Origin of the sequence: Nocardioides sp. SYSU D00065 (genome assembly GCF_017916425.1) — a bacterium.
Lineage (GTDB): Bacteria > Actinomycetota > Actinomycetes > Propionibacteriales > Nocardioidaceae > Nocardioides.
In genome coordinates, this window is the sequence record NZ_JAFMSX010000003.1 from 358785 (window position 1) to 375803 (window position 17019).

General features: G+C 70.9%; 11 protein-coding genes. 5 read left to right on the forward strand and 6 right to left on the reverse strand.

Features of this window, described 5'->3' with window-relative positions; translation table 11 throughout:
* Positions 1-2 precede the first annotated feature (2 nt).
* A complete protein-coding gene (locus tag J3P41_RS15185; protein WP_246862236.1) occupies positions 3-2321 on the reverse strand; it encodes a transglycosylase domain-containing protein in 2319 nt (772 codons plus the stop codon).
* Between the two features lie 193 nt (positions 2322-2514).
* Here J3P41_RS15185 and J3P41_RS15190 point away from each other — a divergent pair, with 193 nt between their 5' ends.
* Positions 2515-2802 (forward strand): WhiB family transcriptional regulator, encoded by a 288-nt coding sequence (locus J3P41_RS15190; protein ID WP_210651188.1) that lies wholly within the window; start codon positions 2515-2517, stop codon positions 2800-2802.
* A gap of 167 nt (positions 2803-2969) precedes the next feature.
* Here the strand turns inward: J3P41_RS15190 and J3P41_RS15195 are convergent, their stop codons facing one another.
* Positions 2970-4121 (reverse strand): ArsA family ATPase, encoded by a 1152-nt coding sequence (locus J3P41_RS15195; RefSeq protein WP_210651189.1) that lies wholly within the window; start codon positions 4119-4121, stop codon positions 2970-2972.
* A complete protein-coding gene (locus J3P41_RS15200) occupies positions 4118-5152 on the reverse strand; it encodes an ArsA-related P-loop ATPase (protein ID WP_307862020.1) in 1035 nt (344 codons plus the stop codon). The genes J3P41_RS15195 and J3P41_RS15200 overlap by 4 nt, the downstream gene beginning before the upstream one ends.
* Positions 5153-5491: 339 nt before the next feature.
* Here J3P41_RS15200 and J3P41_RS15205 point away from each other — a divergent pair, with 339 nt between their 5' ends.
* The 3 genes from J3P41_RS15205 to J3P41_RS15215 all read left to right on the forward strand — a co-directional run bounded on the left by J3P41_RS15205 (position 5492) and on the right by J3P41_RS15215 (position 14109).
* Positions 5492-12307 carry an OmpL47-type beta-barrel domain-containing protein gene (locus tag J3P41_RS15205; protein WP_210651190.1) on the forward strand — a complete coding sequence of 2272 codons (6816 nt, stop codon included), beginning with the start codon at positions 5492-5494 and terminating at the stop codon, positions 12305-12307.
* A gap of 294 nt (positions 12308-12601) precedes the next feature.
* Positions 12602-13435 (forward strand): CoA transferase subunit A, encoded by an 834-nt coding sequence (locus tag J3P41_RS15210; protein ID WP_210651191.1) that lies wholly within the window; start codon positions 12602-12604, stop codon positions 13433-13435.
* A gap of 5 nt (positions 13436-13440) precedes the next feature.
* A complete protein-coding gene (locus J3P41_RS15215) occupies positions 13441-14109 on the forward strand; it encodes a 3-oxoacid CoA-transferase subunit B (RefSeq protein ID WP_210651192.1) in 669 nt (222 codons plus the stop codon).
* Between the two features lie 8 nt (positions 14110-14117).
* Here J3P41_RS15215 and J3P41_RS15220 read toward each other — a convergent pair whose 3' ends face one another.
* The 3 genes from J3P41_RS15220 to J3P41_RS15230 form a co-directional block, all read right to left on the reverse strand.
* Positions 14118-14843, reverse strand: a complete 726-nt coding sequence (locus J3P41_RS15220; RefSeq protein WP_210651193.1) for a DinB family protein — start codon at positions 14841-14843, stop codon at positions 14118-14120.
* Between the two features lie 138 nt (positions 14844-14981).
* Complete coding sequence (locus J3P41_RS15225) at positions 14982-15233, reverse strand: hypothetical protein (RefSeq protein WP_210651194.1); 252 nt, start codon at positions 15231-15233, stop codon at positions 14982-14984.
* A 91-nt stretch (positions 15234-15324) separates the two neighbouring features.
* Positions 15325-15723 carry a VOC family protein gene (locus J3P41_RS15230; protein WP_210651195.1) on the reverse strand — a complete coding sequence of 133 codons (399 nt, stop codon included), beginning with the start codon at positions 15721-15723 and terminating at the stop codon, positions 15325-15327.
* A gap of 230 nt (positions 15724-15953) precedes the next feature.
* Between J3P41_RS15230 and J3P41_RS15235 the strand changes: the two genes are divergently transcribed.
* Positions 15954-17009, forward strand: a complete 1056-nt coding sequence (locus tag J3P41_RS15235; protein WP_210651196.1) for an LLM class flavin-dependent oxidoreductase — start codon at positions 15954-15956, stop codon at positions 17007-17009.
* Positions 17010-17019: the final 10 nt, after the last annotated feature.

Consider the following 17019-nt stretch of genomic DNA (forward strand, 5'->3'; position numbering starts at 1 on the left):
GGTCAGCCGCGGCCCTTGCGGCCCCTGCCGTTGGTGGAGGCGGTGCCGGTCGAGGTGTAGAGCGTGACCGTGTCGCCGCTGCTGAGCGACGTACCCGCCTCGGGTGAGGTGGACGCGACCACGCCCGCCTCGGCGTCGGAGTCCACCTGACCGCCGTCGGCGACCGTGAAGCCGGCCGCCTGCAGGGCCGTGGTGGCTGCCTCGACCGATTGGCCCGTCACGTCGGGCACGGGCACCAGCACGCCGGCGATGTAGTCGCCGGGCGGCGGCGCGAAGTCCTCGTAGGGCAGCTTGGCCGAGATCGCAGCCATCGCATCGCCCCAGATCGGACCCGCGTAGCCGGAGCCGGAGGCCTCGCTGATGTACTGCCCGCCCACGGTCTGGCCGCCGAGCTCGAGCCACTGGCCCTGGTCGTTGGCACCGGCGAGCATCGCAGCGGCGGCGAGGGTCGGCGTGTAGCCGACGAACCAGACGGAGCGCCCGCTCTGCGTCGTGCCGGTCTTACCGGCCGACGGCTTGTCGATGGCGATGTTCTGGCCGAAGCCGCCCGGCTCCATGACGCCGCGCAGGATGTCGTTCACCGCGTCGGCGGTGGCACCGGGCATCGCCTGCTCGCACTGGTTGGGGAAGTCCTTGAGCACCTGTCCCGACGAGTCGAGCACCTGGGTGACCGGACGCGGTTCGCAGTAGAGCCCCCTCGCGGCGAAGGTCGCATAGGCGCTGGCCATGGCCAAGGGGCTGGTGTCGGAGTCACCCAGCACCCATGACGGGTTCATCCCTGGCGAGAGGCCGAGCGAGCGGGCCAGCTTGACCGGCTCGCACATCCCGGTCCGCGTCTCCAGCTGCGCGAAGAACGTGTTCACCGACTGCTGGGTGCCGGTGTAGAGGTTGTAGCTGCCGGAACCGGTGGAGTTCTGTACGTCCCATCCGCCGTCGCCGACGTAGGGGCCGTTGCACGTCTCGAACTCCGAGTCGGGGATGAACATCTGCTGCGGGGAGCTGATGTAGGTGCTCAGCGGGATGCCCTGGTTGATGGCGGAGGCCAGGACGAAGACCTTGAACGTCGAGCCGGCCTGGAAGCCGTTGGAGTTGCCGTACTCCTTCGGCACCACGTAGTTCAGATAGGTCTCGCCGGCCGCCTTGTCCTTGCCCATCGGCCGCGACTGTGCCAGGGCGCGGACGTCGCCGGTGCCCGGCTCGACCATCGCCAGGCCGCCGATGGCCTGGTCCTGCGGGTAGACGTGGGAGGAGACCGAGTCGTCGGCGGCCTCCTGCATGTCGAGGTCGATCGTGGTGTGGATGTTGAGGCCGCCGTTCTTGAGCGTCGTACGACGCTCCTTGGGCGTGTCGCCGAGCACCGGGTCCTTGAGCAGCCAGCTGACGACGTAGTCGCAGAAGAACGGCGCGCGCGACTGCTGGCAGCCGTTGGGCGCGGTCTCGATCTTCAGCGTCTCCTCCAACGGCGTGGCCTTCAGCCGCTCGGCTTTCTTCTCGGTCAGCACGCCGAGCTGGGCCATCCGGTCGAGCACGACGTTGCGGCGGCTCTCGGCCCGCTCCGGGTTGTCGATCGGGTCGTAGCCGACGGGGTTCTTCACCAGGCCGGCGAGCGTTGCGGACTCGAGGAGGTTGAGGTCCTTGGCGTTCTTGGAGAAGAAGTGCCGCGCGGCCGACTGCACGCCGAAGGCGCCGTCGCCGAAGTAGGCGATGTTGAGGTAGCGCTCGAGGATCCAGTCCTTGGTGTGGTTCTTCTCGAAGGCGATCGCGTAGCGCAGCTCGCGGATCTTGCGCGCGTACGTCTCCTCGGTCGCGGCCTTGCGCTCGGCGTCGGTCTCGGCCTGGTAGAGCAGCGTCTGCTTCACCATCTGCTGGGTGATCGACGAGCCGCCCTGCACCGCCCCGCCGTTGGCCTGGTTGGTGATGAACGCGCGCAGCGTGCCGCGCAGGTCCAGGGCGCCGTGGTCGTAGAAGCGGTAGTCCTCGATCGCGACGATCGCCTTGACCATCGGCCGCGAGATGGAGCTCAGCGGGACGTTGATCCGGTTCTGGTCGTAGAGCGAGGCGATGAGGTTGCCGTTGACGTCGTAGATGCGCGTCTTCTGCGACAGGTCCTTGGCCTCGAGCGACTCGGGGAGGTTCACCATCCCCCTGCTGACGTCCTTGGCGGCCACGCCGACCAGGCCGGCGAACGGGATCGCCAGGCACGCGGTGAGGACGCCCATGACCACCGCGACGGCAGCCATCACGGCCAGGTGGGCGGCGACCCGACCGGAGTCGGGGCGTCCCTGAGAGCGTGCGGAGCGGGAGGACATGCGGGAAGGCATGGTCACCAGAGTACGGGGCGCCGGCCTACCACCTGGCATTCCAGCCGCGCAGGCGAATAGTCACTTCGGACTACTCGAATTGGACCACTCGGCCCTGCCGGGGTCGTTGCGGATTCGTTTACTTTTCTTTCGGAGTCAGGGACGGCCGCTATGGGGGCGGCCGGTCGGCTCGCACACACCGTGGGGATTGACTATGTGGGTCGAGGACTGGGCGGCACGCGCCGCATGCAAGGGCGACACGCCGGACGCTCTGTTCGTACGGGGTGCGGAGCAGAACAAGGCCAAGCAGGTGTGCGCCGGGTGCCCCGTCCGCACCGAGTGCCTGGCCGAGGCCCTCGACAACCAGATCGAGTGGGGCGTCTGGGGTGGCATGACCGAGCGTGAGCGCCGTGCGCTGCTCCGCCGCCGCCCGGGCTCGTCGTGGCGCTCGATCCTGGAGACCGCCCGTACCAAGGTCGAGACCCCCTCCGTCTCCGTCTGACCTTCGGCGTCCCGGCCCCGGGGGCCGGGGCCCCCGGTTGCGATCCCCGGCTAGCCGGGGATCCTGGAGCCTCACCCCCGAAGTTTCGGCCGGTAACCGCAAGTTTCGGCGGCTAGCCGGGGATCGCAACAGACCCCCCGACGCCCGGAAACCCCGGAGAAGCGGGGTCAGGGGCGGCGCGCGAGCGCGTCGCCGATCGCCCGCAGCCCGTCGAGGTCGTGGACGTCGCCCGCCATCGCGGGTACCAACGCCGTCGCGACCTGCGGGTGCGCGGCGGCGAACCGCTCGCACAGGTGCTGCTCGCGCTCGAGGATCCGTACGCGGTCCGCGTGCAGGCGCAGCAGCCCCGCGGTCAGCGACGACGAGTCGCCCGCCCAGAGCCGGTCCGCGGCGGCGATCGCCTCCTCGGCCGAGAGGTCGGTGCGCGTCGGCGGGCTGGCCCGGTTGACCACCAGCCCGGCGAGCGGCATCCGGTCGTCGGTGAGCCGATCGACGAAGTACGCCGCCTCGCGCAGCGCGTCGGGCTCGGGCGCCGCGACCACCAAGAACGCCGTCCCCTCGGCCTGCAGCAGCGCGAAGGTCTGCTCGGCGCGCTGGCGGAAGCTGCCGAAGAGCGTGTCGAGAGCGGTCACGAAGGTCTGCACGTCGCGCAGCATCTGCCCGCCCAGCACCTTCGCCAGGGCGCCGGTCACCACCGAGAACCCGGCGCTCATCAACCGCGCCGGTCCGCGGGCCGGAGCCAGGAGCAGCCGGATCAGCCGGCCGTCGAGGAAACTGGAGAGTCGTTCGGGAGAGTCGAGGAAGTCCAGCGCCGAGCGCGACGGCGGGGTGTCCACCACGATGAGGTCGTGGCTGCCGTCCGCCACCGCCTGCCGGTGCAGCTGGCCCAGCTTCTCCATCGCCATGTACTCCTGCGTGCCGGCGAACGAGCTGGACAGGGCGACGTAGAACGGGTTCGCCAGGATCTGCTGCGCCTTCTCGGGGCTCGCCTGGCTCTCGACGACCTCGTCGAAGGTCCGCTTCATGTCGAGCATCATGGCGTCGAGCGAGCCGCCGCCGTCCGACTGCGGACGCAGCCCCGGCACCGGGCGCGGGATGTTGTCCAGCTGCTCGATGCCCATCGCCTGGGCCAGCCGGCGAGCCGGGTCGATGGTGAGCACCACGACGCGGCGTCCCCGCTCGGCGGCGCGGAGGGCGAGCGCCGCCGACGTCGTGGTCTTGCCGACCCCGCCGGACCCGCAGCAGACGATGATCTGCGTGCCGCGGTCGTCGAGGAGGGCGTCGACGTCGAGGTGCGGAGCGCCGGACCCGGTGCTCATGCCATCCCCTGCGAGCGCAGCGAGTGGGCCAGCTCCACGAGGGCGCCGCGATCGATGCCCGCCGCCAGGCGCGGCAGCTCGTAGGTCGGCAACCCCTCGGCCGCCACCCGTTCGCGCTGCTCGTCCTCGAGCTGTCGGCGTACGGCGTGCTCCCGCGCCTCCTCGACCAGGGCGGCGACCAGCCTGGCGTCGACGTCGACCTTGGCCCGGCCGAGGTCGGCGGTGATGGCGGTGGGGTCCAGCGCGCCGTCGCGGACCCGGGCCAGCGCGTCGGCACCGAGCACCTGCGGGCGCACCAGGTTGACCACCACGCCGCCGACGGGGAGGCCGGCCGCGCGCAGCTCGGCGATGCCGTCCGAGGTCTCCTGCACCGGCATCTCCTCCAGGATGGTGACGAGGTGGACGGCGGTGCGCGGCGAGCGCAGCAGCTCCATCACCTTGTCGGCCTGCGCCTTCACCGGACCCACCTTGGCGAGCCCGGCCACCTCGGAGTTGACGCCCAGGAACTGACCGATCCGGCCGGTCGGCGGAGCGTCGAGCACCACCGCGTCGTACGTGATGGCGCCGCGGCTGGGGCCCCGCTCGGTCCCGCGCGGACGCTGGACGGCCTCGAACACCTTGCCGGTGAGCAGCACGTCGCGCACGCCCGGTGCGACGGTGGTGGCGAAGTCGATCACGCCGAAGCGGTCCAGCGCTCGCCCGGCCCGCCCGAGCTTGTAGTACATCGCCAGGTACTCCAGCAGCGCGGACTCGGCGTCGATGTGCAGCGCGTGGACCTGCCCGGCACGCCCGTCGCGGTCCGGTGCTCCCTTGGCGATGCGCCGCTCGGCGTAGGGAAGGGGGTCGACGTCGAACATCCGGGCGATGCCCTGGCGTCCCTCGACCTCGCAGAGCAGCACGTTGCGACCCGACGTCGCCAGCGCCAGTGCGAGGGCCGCCGCGACGGTCGACTTGCCGGTGCCGCCCTTGCCGGTGACCACGTGCAGGCGGACCTTCGCCCAGTCCACGGGCCGGTCGGGATGCGCGGTCACGGTTCGAGGATAGCCAGGACCGGTGCGCGGGCCCGCAGCTCGCTTTTACGGGACGGCCGACGTCTTTATTGCACTTCCAGCCAACTTTTGCTTGACCCGTGCACAAAAGTCTGCGACGGTCCGGGTAGCCCTGGTGACGCCCGTCACACGCGCGCGCCAGGGCCCACCACCGACCTGGAGGCCCGCATGCCCACATCGTCCGCGTCGATACCGACGTCCTCACGCAGCGTCCGGCGGAGGACCGCCGGCTCAGCCCTGCTCGCCGTGTCCGCCCTCGCCGGGAGCCTGCTCGGCGTCGTCGCCGCGGCGCCGGCGCAGGCGCACGAGGGTCACGGCCACGTGCTGATCTTCACCGAGGACGCCGCCGGCAACTGGCACGATGCCGCCATCGCCGAGGGCACGCCCAAGCTGAAGGCGGGTCTCGAGGCCGCCGGCATGGAGGTGACGGTCGTCCACAAGGAGACGCCCGGCGGCTCGGAGGCCGTGTTCACCGACGAGGGCCTCGCCAAGTTCGACGCGGTCGTCGTCTTCCAGGCCAACGGTGACCCGTGGAACGCCTCGGAGAAGGCGGCGCTCGAGCGCTGGCACGCCGAGGGCAACGGCGTCGCGGCGATCCACAACGCGCTCGACATGCGCGGCAACTACCCGTGGTGGGACAACATGGTCGGGTCGCTGATGCCCGGTCACGCGCCCACCGGCACGGACCCCGGCCCCGCCGGGGTGGTCCGCAACGAGGACACGACGCACCCCTCGACCAAGCACTTCAAGGGCACCCCGTCCGACACCCGCTGGGCCCGCAACGACGAGTGGTACAACTTCTCGAACAACGTGCGCGGCACCGCCCACGTGCTGCAGTCCATGGACGAGTCGACCTACTCCGGCGGCAACATGGGCTACGACCACCCGATCACCTGGTGCAAGCCCTACGAGGGCGGCCGCTTCTGGGGCACCGCGCTGGGCCACTTCCCCTCCCACTACGACGAGCCGGCCTTCATGGCCGAGATCGTCGGCGGGGTGAAGTACGCCGCCGGCCTCGAGGAGGGCGACTGCGGCGCCACGGTGTGGAGCAACTACGAGCGCATCCCGCTCGACCAGAACACCTCGGCCCCCTACGCCATCGACGTGGCCGACGACGGCAAGGTCTTCTACACCGAGCTCGTGCGCGGCCAGCTGCGGATGTACGACCCCGAGACGCAGGGCGTCAGCACGGTGCTGACCCTGCCGGTCTACTCCGGCGGTGAGGACGGCCTCCTCGGCGTCGCGCTCGACCCCGACTTCACCACCAACGGGCACATCTTCCTCTACCGCTCGGCGGAGTCGCCGGACAACTCGAACCCGAACAACTTCTGGTCGACGGTGTCCCGCTTCACCTTCGAGAACGGGACGGTCGACCCCGCGTCGGAGAAGGTGATCATCAAGATCCCGGCCCGCCGCCTGCCCGACGAGCCCGGTCACACCGGTGGCGCGCTCGACATCGACGACGACGGCAACCTGTTCATCGGCGTCGGTGACGACGTCAACCCGCACTCCGAGCCCTCGGGCGGCTACGCGCCCCTCTCCGAGCGCGCCGGCACCTTCCACGACGCCCGTGAGACCTCGGCCAACACCAACGACCTGCGCGGCAAGATCCTGCGGATCAACCCGGTCGACGACCCCGGCGCCACGCCGGGCGTCGGCTCCACCTACGAGATCCCCGAGGGCAACCTGTTCCCCGAGTCCGAGGACGCGGGCCGCGACAAGACCCTCCCCGAGATCTACGCGATGGGCTTCCGCAACCCGTTCCGCTTCTCCATCGACAGCGAGACCGGCTGGCTGAGCATGGCCGACTACTCGCCCGACAACAGCACGGACGCCCCCGCCACGCGTGGGCCCGCCGGCATCGCCGAGTGGAACCTGATCAAGAGCCCCGGCAACTACGGCTGGCCGCTGTGCATGGGCGGCAACCACCAGGGCCAGAACCCCAACGGTGAGCCGTTCCGCGACGTCGACTACGGCAGCACCACCCCGCTCAACCCGCCGGTCGTCGGTGACTACTTCGACTGCGCCAACCCGGTCAACGACTCGGTGCGCAACACCGGCCTGCGCGAGCTGCCCCCGGCCCGGGCCGCGGACATGTACTACGGCTACCGCCGCTCCTCGGTCGGTGCCATCCCGCAGGGTGGCGGCCTGGCCCCGATGGGCGGCCCGATCTACCGCTACGACGAGAACCTCGAGTCGGACACCAAGTTCCCCGAGTCCTTCGACGGCAAGCCGTTCTTCTACGACTGGGCCCGCAACAAGATGTACAACATCCAGCTGAAGAACCCGGCCGCCGAGCAGGGCTCGCAGGTGGAGAAGGTCAACCCGTTCCTGCCCGACGTCCCGTTCCTCGCGCCGATCGACTCCAAGTTCGGCCCGGACGGCTCGATGTACGTCCTGGACTGGGGCGGCGGCTACGGACGCGACAACCCTACGTCCGGCCTCTACCGCATCGACTACATCAGCGGCTCCCGCTCGCCGGTGGCCCGCATCGACGCCACGCCGGACACCGGCAAGGCGCCCCTCGAGGTGTCGTTCCACGCCGGCCGGTCGAGCGACCCCGAGGGCGAGGCGCTGACCTACGCGTGGGACTTCGACGGTGACGGCACCACCGACGCGACGGGCGTCACCGCCGAGCACACCTACACGACCGAGGGCGCCTTCGACGCCCGCCTGACGGTCACCGACCCGGCCGGCAAGACCGGTACGACGACGGTGCCGATCACGGTCGGCAACACGCGACCGGTGGTGGACATCGAGACCCCGCCCGACGGCGCGTTCTTCGACTTCGGCGACCGGATCAGCTGGAACGTCACGGTCACCGACGCCGAGGACGAGTCGGTCGATCCGCAGCGCGTCGAGGTGCAGCCGGCGCTGGGGCACGACGACCACGCCCACCCGCTGGTCGGCTCGCCCGGCCTCACGGGGAGCACGGTCACCAGCCTCGGTGGCCACGCGGCGGACGAGAACATCTTCTACTCGATCGACGCCCGCTACACCGACACCGGTGGCGCCGGCGGTGCCAACCCGCTGGGCGGCTCCGACACCTCGGTGATCTTCCCCAAGCTCCGGCAGGCCGAGTGGTTCGACGCCAAGTCCGACACCGCCACCCTCGCCCCCGGCCGTGACGCGGCCGGCGGCGGCCAGGTCGTGGTCGGCAAGAACGGCGCATGGGTGAACTTCGAGCCGGTGAACTTCTACCGGATCGACACCTTCAACCTCCGCGTCCAGGCCGCGTCGGGCGGCGGCACCATCGAGCTGCGCAAGGACAGCCCCACCGGTGCGGTCGTCGGCACCGCCGCGGTGCCCGCGACGGGACAGCAGTTCCGTGACGTCGCGGTCGACGTGAGCGAGCTCGGCGACGAGACGATGGACCTCTACCTGGTGTTCACCGGGACGAACGACATCAAGCTCAACTTCTTCGAGGCCATGGGGCAGGGCGTCTCGCCCGAGGCCAAGCCGCTGGTCGCCCTCACCTCGCCGGCCGACGGCGACAAGGTCGACCCCGGTGACGCGGTGACCGTGACCGCCGACGCCTCCGACGCGGACGGCTCGATCGCCAAGGTGGAGTTCTTCGACGGGGACACGAAGATCGGTGAGGCCACCACCGCGCCGTACTCGGTGACGTGGACCGCGCCGGACGCCGAGGGTCTCTACGACCTCACCGCGAAGGCCACCGACGACGACGGCAACGTCACGACGTCGCGCCTGGTCCAGCTGCAGGTGGGCGAGCTGTTCGGCGACCTCCTGCCCTTCACCAACGTCAACGGCGAGTTCGAGCGCCTGGGAGCCGGTGCCTTCCGGATCTCCGGTGCCGGCAGCAACGCCTGGCAGGGCGTCGACCAGTACACGACGCTCTACGAGCCGGGCGCCGGCGACGACGAGTACGACGCCATCGTGCGGGTCGACGCCAGCACGCTGGCCAACAACTCGGGCAAGGCCGGACTGATCATCCGCAACGACATGACGCAGCCCGGCGTCTCGCCCGGCTACGCAATGCTGGCGTGGCGTCGGGCGGCCGGGATGGAGTTCCTCACCGACCCGGACGGCAACGGGCAGCTGAACTCCTCGATCGCCGGTGGCACCAGCACCGTCCCGAAGTGGCTGAAGCTCAGCCGCCGCGGCAACCAGGTGTCGGCGTACTGGTCGAACAACGGCACGACCTGGACTCAGATCGGGACCCCGGTCACCCTGGCGAACATCGGCGACACGCAGGACGTCGGCATGTTCATCATGGCCCACGAGTCCGCGGTCCGGACCGCCGACTTCTCGCAGTTCGCCATCGACAGCGACCCGCAGGAGCCGCAGCCCGAGCCGGACACCCCGAGCGAGCCGCTGAGCTGTGTCCCGGGACCGGTCTCGGACGAGTTCGACTCCCCGGCGCTGCTGCCCAAGTGGGCTGTGCGCAACGCTCCCGGTGCACCGATCACCCAGGCCGGCGGCACTCTGCGCCTGCCCGTCACGACCGGCGACATCAACGAGGCCAGCACCGGCCCGGTGAGCTTCGCGGGACAGCCCGTGCCGGCAGGCAACTGGACCGCTACCACGAAGATCACGCTCGACCACAGCTCGCACTGGCAGTGGGCCGGCCTGGTCGTGCACCAGTCGGACGACGAGTACAACAAGCTCGCGTTCGTGCGGCACGAGAACGGCAGCAGGCTCGTGGAGTTCCAGTCCGAGACGGGCGGCAACCGCACCACGCCCGCCGCGCCCGTCGTGGCGGCGAGCTTCCCGACCACGATCCACCTGAGGCTGACCAACACCGGGGGCACGCTCACCGGTGCCTACTCCGCCGACGGCACGGCGTGGACCACGCTGCCGGGGTCGCTCGCCCTCAAGACCGGGGCGGGCGCGAAGATCGGCCTGATGGCGGCCGGCGACCTCGGCACCACTCCCCGGGTGGCGCAGGTCGACTACCTCCGGGTGACCCCGGACGCCACGGCGCCGGCCTTCGAGCCGAGCGACGAGTTCGACGGCACCGCGCTCAACGGGTGCCGCTGGGCGGAGTCGGTGCGCTACAACTCCCACAAGGAGTCGGTGGCGGACGGGCACCTGAAGATCGAGACGGAGCCGGGCGACATCAACGGCGCCAACCCGATCTCGCCGCGCAACTTCATCCTGCAGGACGCGCCGTCGGGTGACTGGGTGGCCGAGACCAAGCTCAAGGCGCCGCTCAAGCACCAGTGGCAGCTGGCCGGCCTGATGATGTACGGCAACGACGACAACTACGTCAAGGCAGACGTCGTCGCCTACAACGCGCCCGGTGCGGCGCTCGACCTGCGGGCCGAGCTGGCCGCGGAGAAGAACGGCACCGGCGTCAGCGGTGGTGACCAGATCGACATCCCCAACACCACCGAGAGCGGCTACTGGTGGGTGCAGGTCACCAAGACCGGCACGACCTACACCGCGGCGGTCAAGTCGACGGCAGGCGCCTCGTGGACGCCGATCGGCAACGGCATCACCTACGACGGTCCGCTCAACTCCCTGGGCCTGATGGCGATCGGGCCCAACCAGGAGGAGCCGGTCACGGTGGAGTTCGACTACTTCCACCTCGACACCGACGAGGAGCCGCCGGCCGACACCACCGCGCCGGTCACCTCGGCCGCCCAGGCCGTGGTCGAGGACGGCGTGCAGGTCACGCTGACCGCGGTCGACGAGACCGGCGGCAGCGGCGTGGAGTCCACGGAGTACCGGATCGGCGGGGGTGAGTGGACCGCCTACACCGGACCCTTCACCATCACCGAGCCCGGCAGCCACAAGGTCGAGTTCCGCTCGACCGACGTGGCCGGCAACGAGGAGACGGCCAAGAGCATCACGGTCGTCGTCGAGGCCGCTGACGAGGACGCCCCGACCACCACCCTCACCTGGTCGCCGGCCGAGGCCGACGGCGAGGACGGCTGGTACGTCAGCGCGCCGCGCTTCACCCTCGCCGCCGCCGACGGTGACGGCTCGGGCGTCGCGTCGACCGAGTACCGCATCGGCGACGGCGCGTGGACGGCGTACACCGGTGCCGTCACCCTTCCCGAGGGCAGGAGCACCGTGCACTACCGCTCCACGGACACCGCCGGCAACGTCGAGGACGTCCAGCAGTCCGAGGTGAAGGTCGACACGGTGAAGCCGGCGACCGGTGCCCGCCAGGAGCGGGCCGGCAACGGCGTGCGGGTGGTGCTCGAGGCCACCGACGCCACCTCCGGCGTCGCGGTCACGGAGTACCGCGTCGACGGCGGGGACTGGATCGAGTACACCGACCCGGTCGAGGTGAACGGCGCCGGGGACCACACGGTCCGCTATCGCTCGACCGACGTCGCCGGCAACGTGGGTGACGAGGGATCGATCGAGGTCACGGTCGACGGACCGCCGGCCGACACGACCGCCCCGGTGACCACCGTGACGACCGCCCCGGGTTCGCCCGACGGCAGCGCCGGCTGGTTCACCACGGCACCGAAGGTCACGCTCGCCGCGACCGACGCCGACTCCGGGGTGGCACGCACCGAGTACCGCATCGGCAACGGCGCGTGGACGGCGTACACCGCTCCGTTCACGGTCACCGCGCAGGGCCGCCAGGTCCTCGAGGTGCGGTCGGTCGACCAGGCCGGCAACGTCGAGACGGCGCAGTCGAAGGAGCTCGCGGTCGACACCGGCCAGCCGGCCGTCGCGATCTCCGGGATCCGGGCACGCACCTACCCCAGCCACAAGGCGACGGCAGTGGCGTGGACCGCGAGCGACACGACCTCCGGGATCCGCGGGGTGCGCGCCACGCTCGACGGTGAGCCGGTCGACGCAGGGGACTGGGGCATGTGGGCGCTGTCCACCGGCCGCCACGTCCTGACCGTCACGGCCACCGACGTCGCGGGCAACGTGGAGTCCACGACCGTGGTCTTCACCGTCCAGGCCACGAGGGCGTCGCTCAAGAAGGTGGTGGCGACCCTGGCCGAGGACGGCGACCTCGGCCCGAGGCTCGCCAACCGGCTGCTCCAGCTGGAGAAGGACGCTGCGAAGGCCGAGCGCCAGGGCGACCGACGCGAGGCGAGGCAGCACCTGAAGGCGCTGCGCAAGCTCGTCCGCGCCAAGGTCGACGACGCCGACCTGCGGCAGGCGCTGCTCGCCCAGATCAAGGAGCGCCTGGCGAAGCGGTGACGCGCTAGCGCTGCCGGGCCCGGGGACCACCCCGGGCCCGGCAGTTCTGCGTTTCTGGGGGTTGGGCTGCCCGTTGCAGGGATCCCCGGCAGTTCTGCGTTTCTGGGGGTTGGGCTGCCCGTTGCAGCGATCCCCGGCTAGCCGGGGATCCCTGCAGGATCGTGGAGGATCCGAGCCACCTGGCGACACGGATCCTCCACGATGACGTTCTCCACAGGCTCGGACCGACACGAGTCCGAAGCCGGTCGGCGCCCGGGCCGTGGCGCCGGTCACACGGCCGCTAGGGTGCGAGACATGGACAAGGTGGTCTCCTCAGCGGCCGAAGCGGTCGCCGACATCCCTGACGGTGCGAGGCTCGCGGTCGGCGGGTTCGGGCTCTCCGGCATCCCGGCGGTGCTCATCGACGCGATCCTCGAGGCGGGCACGACCGACCTCGAGGCCGTCTCCAACAACTGCGGCGTCGACGAGTGGGGTCTGGGCCGGCTGCTCTTCGCCAAGCGGATCCGGCGGATGATCTCCTCCTACGTCGGGGAGAACAAGGAGTTCGCCCGGCAGTACCTCTCCGGCGAGCTCGAGGTGGAGCTGACGCCGCAGGGCACGCTGGCCGAGCGGCTGCGCGCCGGCGGCTCGGGCATCCCCGCGTTCTACACCGCGACGGGCGTCGGCACGCAGGTGGCCGAGGGCGGCCTGCCGTGGAAGTACGACTCCGAGGGCAACGTGGTCGTGGCCTCCCCGCCCAAGGAGACGAAGGTGTTCTCGACCGCGGAGGGGGACAAGGAGTACGTCCTCGAGGAGGCCATCGTGGCCGACTTCGGGCTGGTGCGGGCCTGGAAGGGCGACCGGCACGGCAACCTCGTCTACCGGCAGTCCGCGCGCAACTTCAACCCGCTCGCTGCGATGGCCGGCCGGATCACCATCGCGGAGGTCGAGCACCTCGTCGAGCCGGGCGAGCTCGACCCCGACCTCGTGCACACCCCCGGCGTCTACGTGCAGCGGGTGGTGGCGCTGACCCCGGAGCAGGCAGCCGACAAGAAGATCGAGAAGGTGACCACCCGCCCGCGCCCCGCTGCGGGGCCCTCGGGCGACGCGACCGTCGACGACGCGGCGACGCACGGACTGGGAGGCTGAGCCAGATGGCATGGAGTCGTGAGGAGATGGCCGCGCGGGCGGCATCCGAGCTGCGGGACGGGTCGTACGTCAACCTCGGCATCGGGCTGCCGACGCTGGTGCCCAACTACGTCGCCGACGACGTGGAGCTGGTGCTGCAGTCCGAGAACGGCATCCTCGGCGTGGGCGCGTACCCGTTCGAGGGCGAGGAGGACCCCGACCTCATCAACGCGGGCAAGGAGACGGTCACGCTGCGCAAGGGCGCGTCGTTCTTCGACTCGGCCCAGTCGTTCGGGATGATCCGCGGCGGCAAGATCGACGCCGCGATCCTCGGGGCGATGCAAGTCTCGGCAGCCGGCGACATCGCGAACTGGATGATCCCCGGCAAGATGGTCAAGGGCATGGGCGGCGCGATGGACCTCGTCCACGGCGCCAAGCGGGTGATCGTGCTCATGGAGCACGTCGCCAAGGACGGCTCGCTCAAGATCCTCCGCGAGTGCGCGCTGCCCTACACCGGCAAGCGCGTCGTGCAGCGGATCATCACCGACCTCGCGGTTCTCGACGTGATCGACCCGGCGACCGGTGCCGTCGCCCCCTCGGGCACGCTCGGCGACCGGGTGCTCAAGCTCGTCGAGCTGGCTCCGGGCGTCACCGAGGACGAGGTGCGCGACAAGACGGAGCCGGAGCTCGTCTGAGGCTGGGCTCAGCCCAGGAGGGCCAGGTCGCGTCGTACGTAGCGCAGGTGCGCCCACTCCTCCTCGAGGATCACGCGTACGCAGTCGCCGACGGTGGGACTCCAGTCGGACCCCCACGGGTCGCGGCGCTCCTCCGCGAGCAGCTGCGGCGTCGCCGTGGCGAGGAAGTCGGTCACCATCCGCTGGCGCTCGGCGCGTACGGCGAGGACCTCTTCGAACGCGGGCGGGTCGGTCCGGAAGATCGAGGTGTCGAAGCCCATCTGCTCGGCCCCGGTGAAGACGAGGCCGATCTCGTGGAACGGCCGCTCGATCCGCAGGATGCCGCCGCGGAGCCACGCGTCGGTGGCCAGGACCAGGTGGCGCAGCGTCTGGCTCAGCGACCACTCGTGCTCGACGTGCGCGTCACGCAGCTCCGGCGGCGTGCCCGTGACCGTCTCCTGCCACGCCGCCTGTACGGCGACCCATCCCTCGCGCAGTCCCTCCGGCGTCCCGGCCTTCTGCAGCTCGCGGCCCGGGAACTGCCGGTTGAGCTCCGCGTCGACGAGCGGCACGACGTCGACCCCGTTCACGATCAGCCGACCCAGGAACAGGTCGTGGCTGTCGATGTCGAGCCCGTCCACGTCGACGCCGCGCATCGTCACCCCGCTGACGTCGGAGAACCGCAGGGACGCGTTCTTGAAGCTCGCCCGGACGAAGGACGCGCCCTCGAAGTCGCTGCCGCTGTGGGTGCTCATCCGGTCATCCTCGCGCCTGGCGGGAAATGTGGGGAGGGCGTCACGGCGGGCTCCTGCCTCGAGGGGACCGACGACAGGCCGTCTGTCACGCGTGTCCTCAGCTCGCCGCGACCCGGGGGTGGGTGCACCCCCGGTCGATCAGGACTCGACGGACGTCATCAGCCGGGCGCGGGCGAGCGCGTCGGGCACGGTCAGCCTGACCACGTCGCCGCTCTGCTTGTCGACCAGACGCGGGCCGTTCGCGACCGGTCCGTCATCCCGTCCGCGGCCGCTGTCCAGGACGAGGACGAGGTAGGACTCGTCGTCCTCCTGAGCTCGCTTGCGGTCGACTCGCAGGCGTGACGTGTCGATGGTCCGCTCGACCGCCGCGATCGCATCGTCCAGGGTCATGTGCGCCGCCTTGCTCGGAGTCGACGAGTGAACGTCGCCGCGGCGAGGGATGTTCCTCGTCCGGAGGGGCGCAGGGACGCTACCGCGCACCTCAGCCCTGGTAGCCCTCCCCGCCGGCGCCCGACGACCAGTCCGGCAGCTCTTGGAGCGCCCAGCCGTTGCCGTCGGGGTCGGCGAAGAACACGAAGCGGCCCCACTGCAGCTCGTCCACCTCGCTGACCTCGATGCCGCGCGACGCCAGGTCCGCGCGTACGGCGTCAGCGTCGGCGACGACCATCTGGAGGTTGTCCAGCGAGCCGGGGGCGAGCCGCGTCAGCCCCTTGCCGAAGGCGATCGAGCAGGCCGAGCCGGGCGGCGTCATCTGGACGAACCGTACGTCGTCGCTGACGACGTGGTCGTGATCGGCGGAGAAGCCGACCTTCGCGTAGAACTCCTTGGCCCGGTCGACGTCGGTCACCGGAACCATCACCAGCTCGAGCTTCATGTCCATGTCTCGAGGCTAGGGCGCCATCAGGTCAGCCGCTGACCGCTCGGCCACCGAATCGTCCACCGAATCGGGGGCCGGAGAGTGAGCTGGGGCAGCGGGCACGCCGGCGTGTCGTTCGCCGACACGCGGGCGAGGCGGGGACATGTCGACCCGACCGGTCCTGGCTGTTCGTGAGCGAGCGCGGGTGTGCTAAGTCTAGTAACCCACTAAACAACACGCAGAAAGGGCGGCGGATGGAGTTCCTCTGGTACATCCCCAACCAGGTCACGCCGGGACACCGGCTCGACGACACGGTCGAGGGGCACAACGCCCTGCCGAGGCTGGCGCGGCTCGCTCGCCTGACCGAGGACCACGGCTGGGGCGGCGCGCTCATCGGCACGGGCTGGAAGCGGCCGGACACGTTCACCGTGGCCACCGCGCTGACGGCGGTGACGACGACCTTCAACCCCCTCATCGCCATCCGGCCGGGCTACTGGGAGCCGGCGCACTTCGCCTCGTCCGCCGCGACGCTCGACCAGCTGAGCGGTGGCCGGGTGCGGGTGAACATCGTCTCGGGACCCGACCATCAGCCGCAGTACGGCGACGACGAGGGCGACCAGGCCCAGCGGTACGCCCGTACGCGGGAGTTCATGCGGCTGGTGCGGAGCTACTGGACCGAGGACGACCTCGCGTTCGACGGCGAGCACTACAAGGCCACCGGCGCCACGCTGGAGCACAAGCCGCTCGTCCGCCCCGGCCGTCCGCACCCGCCGCTGTACTTCGGCGGCGCCTCCGAGGCCGCCCAGCGCACCGCAGCGGCCGAGGCCGACGTCCAGCTGTTCTGGGGTGAGCCGCTCGACGGTGTCGCCGCCCGCATCGACCACCTCCGCACGCTGAGTCGCGACCTCGACCGCGACCTGCCGCCGCTCGAGTTCGGCCTGCGCGTCACCACGCTGGTGCGCGACACCACCGACGAGGCCTGGGCCGACGCCGAGGCCCGCGTCGCCGAGATGGCGCGGGGCCGCGACGAGTGGGTCGCCGACCCCGGTCGGCGCCTCGCCGTCGGCCAGCAGCGCCTGCTCGACCTCGCTGAGAAGGGCGATGTGCTCGACGACTGCCTCTACACCGCCCCCGGACGGGTGGGTGGCGGCGGCGCCGGCACGACCTGGCTCGTCGGGTCGCCGGACGACGTCGCGAAGGCGCTGCGCCGCTACGCCGACCTGGGCGTCACGCACTTCGTCCTCAGCGACACGCCGTACGAGCAGGAGATCGCGCGCGTCGGCGACTCGCTGCTCCCGTTGCTGCGCTGAGCCCGAACCG

Bases quoted from the DNA above. Each gene is read 5' to 3' on its own strand.
- J3P41_RS15185 (WP_246862236.1), bottom strand. From the start codon at position 2,321: ATGCCTTCCCGCATGTCCTCCCGCTCCGCACGCTCTCAGGGACGCCCC.
- J3P41_RS15190 (WP_210651188.1), top strand. From the start codon at position 2,515: ATGTGGGTCGAGGACTGGGCGGCACGCGCCGCATGCAAGGGCGACACG.
- J3P41_RS15195 (WP_210651189.1), bottom strand. From the start codon at position 4,121: ATGAGCACCGGGTCCGGCGCTCCGCACCTCGACGTCGACGCCCTCCTC.
- J3P41_RS15210 (WP_210651191.1), top strand. From the start codon at position 12,602: ATGGACAAGGTGGTCTCCTCAGCGGCCGAAGCGGTCGCCGACATCCCT.
- J3P41_RS15215 (WP_210651192.1), top strand. From the start codon at position 13,441: ATGGCATGGAGTCGTGAGGAGATGGCCGCGCGGGCGGCATCCGAGCTG.
- J3P41_RS15220 (WP_210651193.1), bottom strand. From the start codon at position 14,843: ATGAGCACCCACAGCGGCAGCGACTTCGAGGGCGCGTCCTTCGTCCGG.
- J3P41_RS15225 (WP_210651194.1), bottom strand. From the start codon at position 15,233: ATGACCCTGGACGATGCGATCGCGGCGGTCGAGCGGACCATCGACACG.
- J3P41_RS15230 (WP_210651195.1), bottom strand. From the start codon at position 15,723: ATGGACATGAAGCTCGAGCTGGTGATGGTTCCGGTGACCGACGTCGAC.
- J3P41_RS15235 (WP_210651196.1), top strand. From the start codon at position 15,954: ATGGAGTTCCTCTGGTACATCCCCAACCAGGTCACGCCGGGACACCGG.